Source organism: Achromobacter sp. DMS1, assembly GCF_001270295.1.
On the sequence record NZ_LHSJ01000229.1, the window covers coordinates 1 to 6,864 of the forward strand.

Genomic DNA, 6,864 nt, shown 5'->3' on the forward strand with positions numbered 1-6,864 from the left:
GGTCGCGGCCCGTCCACCATTGCCGCACGCTGTCGTACGCGGTGACGGCAATCGTCAGCGGCAGCAGCACCGCCAGCAACGCCAGGCTGCGCCGCCGCCACAGCCGCTCCCCGGCGGAGGGCGGATCATCGCGSCAGCGCACGTTCCGGCGGGCTTGCGCCCTGGCGGGCTTCGGCATGGGCATCTTCGGGCGGCCGGGCGACGTCCGGTGAGCGGCCTGCGCCCTGGCGGGCTTCGGCATGAGCATCTTCGGGCGGCCGGGCGATGCTCATGGCCGGCCTCCGGAAGCGGCGCCCAAGTCCAGGGTGTCGGCGATGGCGAGGGAGCCGTCGGGGTTTCGTGGCAGGGTGTCCAATGCGATGCGGGCTTCGGAATCCAGACGCGGCGAGAAGCGTTCCGACAGCCGCAGCGTGGCGCCGCCCGCCTGGTCTGGCCGTATCTCGAATACGAAGCGCCCCTGCCTGGGCAGGCCGGGGTCCAGCGCATGCGGCGGCTGGCCGGGCGAGAAATCCAGCCGGTCCGTCTGCTGATAGAGCAGACCCGTCGGCCCTTCCCAGGCCGCCTGGCCGACCGCCACCGACTTCGCGCGCGCAGCGAGTTCCACGGTCACAATGGCCCATAGCCCCGAGGTACTGCGCATGACCGGACTGCCGAAGCGCCGGTACACCACCTGCCGCGCGAACGCCACGCGCTCGACCCTGGCGTCGAACAGCCGCGTGCGCACTGGCTCTCCCATGCGCCCCGAAACGGGAATCGGGCCGGTCAGCTCGTCATAGCGCGGCGAATGGCGTTGCATGGCAAACAGCACCGCGGCCGCCGCAGCCAGCAGCACCAGCGTGGCAAGACGGCGTTTCATGGGGCGCGCGCCGCGTCCGCGCCGCCTGGCGCGAAGGAAGCGCCCAGCGGCAGCGCCAGGCGGCCGACCACGGCCGGGTTGTACCAGCCGGGTACGCCGTACAAGTTGTCCCGGGGCTTATACGTCTTGGCCACCACGTCCGCCGTCAGCGTCGCCGGCGGCGCGGCCGAATCGGCCATCACCCAGATGTACGCCACGCGCTCGGCCAGCCCCGGATGCAACAGCGGCGAAAGCCGCGGGTCGCGCGTCTGCGCCACCGTGGGAGCGCCGGGCGCCAGGCCCGGCACGGCATGCGGGCGCAGCACGTCCGCATAGTCGCTGCTCGACGCCCGCGTGCGGTTGCCGAGATCCACCTCCACCACCAGCATCTGCTGGCCCGGCCCGGGCGACACGCCATAGACCTTGTCGCGGCTCACCCAGGCGCGCCGCGGCACCACCTGCCACTGGCCCGCCTCGATCGGGCTGCCCGCCTCATAGCGCGCCAGCGGAGGCGGCGGCGACACCTTGACGTATAGGCCATAGACCGCAGCGCTGCAGGCCGCGAGTATCGAACCGATCCCGGCAAGCAGCCGGGTCTTGACCTTGCCGAATGCTGGGCGCATCTCCACTCCCTGTCGGTGCATGGAACGGGCAATGCCGGACAACGGAGCATCGTAACGGCGCGGGCTGGCAAGAGCGGTTAGAGGATGTTTCGAGACGTATGGCGGGGCGCAAGGCCCCGGAAGCGCGAAAGACGGCGCGAGAAAGCAGGCGTTTCCGGCCGGGATGAAGCCGCAAGCGCGGCCGGCCAGACAGAGCCCGATCGAAGACCAGGTTGGCCGGGCCGGCGCTCGCACAGCAATGGCTCAGGCGTGGCGCGGCGTTTCAACCGGCGGCGTGCCATCATGGAACAGCGACTTCAGCTGCGCCCGCAATTCCGGCGTATCCGCGTGCTTGTGCACGGTGGTGGCGTGCTGTACGGCCGCCTCCAGCAGCTCGCTTTCGGAATCCGCCGCCAGCGCCACCGAGCAATTCATTTCGCTGGGATACTCGCGGCAATCGATGTATTTGCGTGTCATGTGTGTCTCCCGCGCGCAGGCCTGCTGGGCCTGCGCAATAGACGTTCCGACGCGCGGCGCGGAACGCCCGGGACGATGGCGCGTCGCATCGGCGGGGGCGGTCTGGCAAGTATAGATCCCGCTCGCAGACCCGGCGCGGGCATTTTCGATGCCGCCGGACGGGCGCCACCAGTTATAGGTTGCCGTGGCCATGACGGTGCGTTCGTTGCCGTACATGCAGACCGAATACGCCTGGCAGCCGCTGATGTCGTGGCGATTGAACAGGTTCGTTCCGCTCAGCGCAAAGCGCCAGTCGCCGGCGTCATAGAGGCCATCTGGCGCGGGCGCGGGATATCGACCGGCCATTTTCCGGGCGTCTCGTCCTCGGCTTTCACGTTTTTTACGTTCTGGAATGCATACGCCGCGATGAGGGACAGGTTGGGCGTCAGCTTGCCCGTTGCGTTCAGTTCGATGCCGCGCGCACGCACCTCGCTGTCCGTGGTGGTCTGCCGGTTGAACTCGAAGCCGAGCAGCACCGTGTGATCCACTGGCCCGGTCCTGAATTTCGCCTGCGCCTGGTTGTCCAGGTTGAAGCGGTTGTAGTCCATCTGGAAAAGGCCGGCATAGCGGGTCATGCCGGTCATGCTGTCGCCGTCGAAGCCGCCTCCCCACACCGAGGCTTTGTCGAGCGTCAGGCGCATGAGCGTGGCGTCTTGGCGCAGCGTCCATACCGAATCCGCCTGGTGCTCGAGCTGATGGCCGACCGACCATTGCTTCTTGTCGTAATAGTTGAAGCCCGGATCGCCCGCGCCGTACAGCGCGGAGGTAGGGCCGCGCAGCACGGTAATGCTGTCGATCATGTAGGGATCGACCCGCCAGCTCGCCAGGTTCAACGTGTTCGGGGTCTGCAATCCGTCGACGAACTGGGTGGGGGTGAACCCGGAAAACAACGACACGATCGACCAGTGGAGCGAGCACGTAGGCGCAAGCACGCGAACCTTGACCCGGCTGTTCCGCGAAGAAACGGGCTTGAGTTTCGGGCAATGGCGGCAGCAATTGCGCCTGGTGGAGACCATCGCCCGCCTTGCCCAGGGCGTGTCGGTGTCGACGGTCGCCAGTGAACTCGGCTACCGGAGCGCCAGCGCATTCATTTCGATGTTCAGGGAAACGCTGGGCGATACGCCGCAACGCTATTTGAAGCGGCGGGAGAGTGTGTGACGCCCGGCGAGGGCGGACCCGGCAAGAAAGGGCATTCGAGCCTTTCCGCCCGAGCCCGCAAGGGCATTATTGGGCTGCATCGACACGCGATGACCATGGCCGGATGGCAGGCTGCCGGATCGACGCCTTGACGCACAAATGAAAATGCCCAGCTAAAAGAGCTGGGCATCGAATTCGTGGTGGCCTGGGGCGGAATCGAACCACCGACACAAGGATTTTCAATCCTCTGCTCTACCGACTGAGCTACCAGGCCAACGAAGTCCGCAACTATACACAAAATTTTGAGGCCGTGCACGCGGGCAGGCGGAAATCTGCGACTTTTTGGCGCGGATGTGAAAAAAGGAGGGGAGTTGGGCAAAGATTGCGCAGGGCTGGCAGCGGATGGCGCATGGATTGCGCATCGCCCCAGGATGGCGGGGCCGGGCGTGTTGGTGGCGCAGAGCGCGTCGCCGGCCGGAGCCGGAATCGGGGGCGCACCCGTGTTGGAAGAAAGGAACGGCAGGGTGCGACGCAGGGTCGCGGTGGGACCGGGCGCTACGCTGGGGATAACCCGTGGGAGTATAATCGCAAGCAGTCGACTTGTTACAAATCCTGCCCATGTCGGTAGCCGTTCTTGCCTTCGGTCTGAATCACACGTCCGCGCCGGTTTCGGTACGCGAACGCGTGTCCATGCCCGTCAATCTGGTCAAGCCGGCGCTGGAGGGCCTGCGCGCGGCGTTCGGCGGTTCGGTCCGCGAAGCGGCGATTCTCTCTACCTGTAATCGCACCGAGATCTATTGCGCGGCCGAAGGCGAGGTGGCCGAGCGGCTGCCGGTGTGGCTGGCCGAGCACAATCACCTGGATGCCGGCGCGCTGAATCCCCATCTTTACCGCCACCAGCAGGACGAGGCCGTGCGCCATGCGTTCCGCGTGGCGAGCGGGCTGGATTCCATGGTGCTGGGCGAGCCGCAGATCCTGGGGCAGATGAAGGACGCGGTGCGCGCGGCCGGCGAGGCCGGCGCGCTGGGCACGCTGCTGCACCAGATGTTCCAGCGCACGTTCTCCGTGGCCAAGGAAGTGCGTTCGCAGACGGCCATCGGCGCGCATTCGGTGTCGATGGCGGCGGCGGCCGTGCGGCTGGCCGAGCGCGTGTTCGGCGACCTGGGCCAGGCCCGCACGCTGTTCATCGGCGCGGGCGAGATGATCGAGCTGTGCGCCACGCACTTCGCCGCGCAGCGGCCGCGCAGCATGGTGGTGGCCAACCGCACCGTGGAGCGGGCCGAGCTGCTGGCCAACCGCTTCTCGGCCAACACCATGAAGTTGTCGGACCTTACCGAGCGGCTGTCGGAGTTCGACGTCATCGTGTCCTGTACGGCGAGCTCGCTGCCCATCCTCGGGCTGGGGATGGTGGAGCGGGCCACGCGGCTGCGCCGCCACCGTCCCATGGTGATGATCGACCTGGCGGTGCCGCGCGACATCGAGCCCGAGGTCGGCCGCCTGGACGACGTCTATCTCTATTCCGTGGATGACCTGGGCCGCCTGGTGCAGACCGGCACCGACGCGCGCCGCGCGGCAGTGGTTCAGGCCGAGGCCATCATCGAGACCCGTGTGCAGGGTTTCATGCACTGGATGCAGTCGCGCGAGGTGGTGCCCGTGATCCAGGGGCTGCACCAGGCCGCCGAAGACGTGCGCGCCGCCGAGCTCGAGCGCGCGCGCCGGCTGCTGGCGCGCGGCGAATCTCCCGAGGCCGTGCTGGAGCAGCTTGCGCACGGCCTGACCCAGAAGTACCTGCACGGCCCGCTGGCGGCGCTCAACCGCAGCGAAGGCGAGGACCGCAAGCAGCTGCTTGCCTGGATGCCGCGCCTGTTCCCCGGCCGCGATTCCCGCCGTTAGCGATCCTGTCCCGCGTCCCGCCTCCCGGCGGGCGTTCGCGTTTTGGGCGCCCGCTTTCCGCTTACCTTCTTTTTCTCTGTTCCCGATTCCATGAAATCTTCCATGCGCAGCCGGCTGGAGCACTTGTGCCACCGCTTGATCGAGGTCGACGCCCTGTTGGCCGAACCGGAAACCGCCGCCGACATGGACCGTTTCCGCAAGCTGTCGCGCGAGCGCTCCGAGCTGGAGCCGGTGGTGGAAGCGTTCAAGGCGTTCACACGGACCGAGGACGACCTGGCCGCCGCGCAGGAGATGCTGTCGGACTCGGAAATGAAGGCCATGGCGGAGGAGGAGCTCAAGACCGGGCGCGCGCGCCTGGAAACGCTGGAAGCGGAGCTGCAGGTGCTGCTGCTGCCGCGCGACCCCAACGACGGCCGCAGTGTGTTCCTGGAAATCCGCGCGGGCACGGGCGGCGACGAAAGCGCGCTGTTTTCCGGCGATCTGCTGCGCATGTATACGCGCTATGCCGAGCAGCGCGGCTGGCGCGTGGAGCTGATGTCGGAAAGCCCGTCGGAGCTGGGCGGCTACAAGGAAGTGATCGCACGCATCGACGGCGACGGCGTGTACGGGCGGCTGAAGTTCGAGTCGGGCGCGCACCGCGTGCAGCGCGTGCCGGCCACCGAGGCGCAGGGCCGCATCCATACCTCGGCCTGCACGGTGGCCATCATGCCGGAGGCCGACGAGATGTCGGACATCGTCATCAATCCGAACGACTTGCGCATCGACACGTTCCGCGCCAGCGGGGCGGGCGGCCAGCACATCAACAAGACCGATTCGGCGGTGCGCATCACGCACTTGCCCACCGGACTGGTGGTGGAGTGCCAGGACGATCGCTCGCAGCACCGCAACAAGGACAAAGCCATGCAGGTGCTGGCCGCGCGCCTGAAAGACAAGGAGATGCGCGAGCGCCAGAGCAAGGAGGCGGCCGAGCGCAAGAGCCTGATCGGCTCGGGCGACCGCTCCGAGCGCATCCGCACCTACAACTATCCGCAGGGCCGCGTCACCGATCACCGCATCAACCTGACGCTGTACAAGCTGCAGCAGATCATGGAAGGCGACCTGGACGAGCTCACGGGCGCGCTGATTGCCGAGCACCAGGCCGAGCAGCTTGCCGCGCTGGGCGACGAGGCTTGAGGCCCGGCGCATCCGAGGTCATGCCCATGGCGCAAATCAAGGATCTGCTGGCCGACGCCCGCCTGCCCCGGCTGGAGGTGCGCATGCTGCTGGAGCACGTGCTGCGTAAGCCGCGCGCCTGGCTGCTGGCGCACGACGCCGATCCGCTCGACCCGGCGGCGGCCCGGGCCTATGAGGCGCTGGCCGCGCGCCGGCTGGCGGGCGAGCCCATGGCGTATCTGCTGGGACACCGCGAGTTCATGGGGCACCGCTTCCGGGTGTCGCCCGACGTGCTGATTCCCCGGCCCGATACGGAGGTGCTGGTGGAGACGGCGCTGGCGGCGATTGCCGGCCTGTCGGCGCCCGCGGTGCTGGACCTGGGCACGGGCAGCGGCGCGATTGCGATTTCGATTGCGCTGGCGCGTCCCGATGCGCGCGTCACGGCTACCGACGTGAGCGAGGCGGCGCTGAAGGTGGCGGCGGGCAATGCCTGGGAACTGGCGGCCTCGGTGCGTTTCGCGGCGGGAAGCTGGTACGCCGCGGTGCCGGCCGGCGAGGGGTTCGACCTCATCGTGTCGAACCCGCCCTACGTCGCCAGCGGCGACCCGCATCTCGCGCAGGGCGACGTGCGTTTCGAGCCGCGCGGCGCGCTGACCGACGGCGCGGACGGCCTGTCCGATCTGGCGCGCATTGTGGCGGGCGCGCCGGCGTTTCTGCGGCCGGGCGGCG

General features: G+C 68.2%; 7 protein-coding genes, 1 tRNA gene and 1 pseudogene. 4 read left to right on the forward strand and 5 right to left on the reverse strand.

Going from position 1 to position 6,864, the window contains the following annotated elements:
- Window positions 1-268: 268 nt before the first annotated feature.
- The 4 genes and pseudogenes from AD428_RS20560 to AD428_RS20575 all read right to left on the reverse strand — a co-directional run.
- Window positions 269-856: a hypothetical protein gene (locus AD428_RS20560; RefSeq protein ID WP_053246410.1), complete on the reverse strand. Its 588-nt coding sequence runs from the start codon at window positions 854-856 to the stop codon at window positions 269-271.
- A complete protein-coding gene (locus AD428_RS20565) occupies window positions 853-1,458 on the reverse strand; it encodes a hypothetical protein (protein ID WP_053246411.1) in 606 nt (201 codons plus the stop codon). Before AD428_RS20565 ends, AD428_RS20560 begins: the two co-directional genes overlap by 4 nt.
- Before the next feature lie 243 nt (window positions 1,459-1,701).
- Window positions 1,702-1,914 carry a DUF1059 domain-containing protein gene (locus tag AD428_RS20570; RefSeq protein ID WP_053246416.1) on the reverse strand — a complete coding sequence of 71 codons (213 nt, stop codon included), beginning with the start codon at window positions 1,912-1,914 and terminating at the stop codon, window positions 1,702-1,704.
- Between the two features lie 168 nt (window positions 1,915-2,082).
- Window positions 2,083-2,834: pseudogene (locus AD428_RS20575) on the reverse strand (TonB-dependent receptor plug domain-containing protein); the annotation flags it as partial.
- On the opposite strand from AD428_RS20575, the gene AD428_RS20580 reads away from it, so the two are divergent.
- Window positions 2,827-3,111 (forward strand): helix-turn-helix domain-containing protein, encoded by a 285-nt coding sequence (locus AD428_RS20580; RefSeq protein ID WP_251863537.1) that lies wholly within the window; start codon window positions 2,827-2,829, stop codon window positions 3,109-3,111. The pseudogene AD428_RS20575 and the gene AD428_RS20580 sit on opposite strands and share 8 nt — an antisense overlap.
- A gap of 177 nt (window positions 3,112-3,288) precedes the next feature.
- Here the strand turns inward: AD428_RS20580 and AD428_RS20585 are convergent.
- Window positions 3,289-3,364: transfer RNA gene (locus AD428_RS20585), tRNA-Phe, on the reverse strand.
- A 344-nt stretch (window positions 3,365-3,708) separates the two neighbouring features.
- Between AD428_RS20585 and hemA the strand changes: the two genes are divergently transcribed.
- The 3 genes from hemA to prmC form a co-directional block, all read left to right on the forward strand.
- Entirely contained in the window at window positions 3,709-4,983 is a 1,275-nt protein-coding gene (hemA, locus tag AD428_RS20590; protein WP_053246414.1) for a glutamyl-tRNA reductase, read from the forward strand.
- A 90-nt stretch (window positions 4,984-5,073) separates the two neighbouring features.
- Window positions 5,074-6,156 carry a peptide chain release factor 1 gene (prfA, locus tag AD428_RS20595; protein ID WP_053245279.1) on the forward strand — a complete coding sequence of 361 codons (1,083 nt, stop codon included), beginning with the start codon at window positions 5,074-5,076 and terminating at the stop codon, window positions 6,154-6,156.
- Between the two features lie 26 nt (window positions 6,157-6,182).
- On the forward strand, window positions 6,183-6,864 hold a 682-nt coding region (gene prmC, locus AD428_RS20600), incomplete at its 3' end, for a peptide chain release factor N(5)-glutamine methyltransferase (RefSeq protein WP_082308521.1).

Bases quoted from the DNA above. Each gene is read 5' to 3' on its own strand.
- AD428_RS20560 (WP_053246410.1), bottom strand. From the start codon at position 856: ATGAAACGCCGTCTTGCCACGCTGGTGCTGCTGGCTGCGGCGGCCGCG.
- AD428_RS20565 (WP_053246411.1), bottom strand. From the start codon at position 1,458: ATGCGCCCAGCATTCGGCAAGGTCAAGACCCGGCTGCTTGCCGGGATC.
- AD428_RS20570 (WP_053246416.1), bottom strand. From the start codon at position 1,914: ATGACACGCAAATACATCGATTGCCGCGAGTATCCCAGCGAAATGAAT.
- hemA (WP_053246414.1), top strand. From the start codon at position 3,709: ATGTCGGTAGCCGTTCTTGCCTTCGGTCTGAATCACACGTCCGCGCCG.
- prfA (WP_053245279.1), top strand. From the start codon at position 5,074: ATGAAATCTTCCATGCGCAGCCGGCTGGAGCACTTGTGCCACCGCTTG.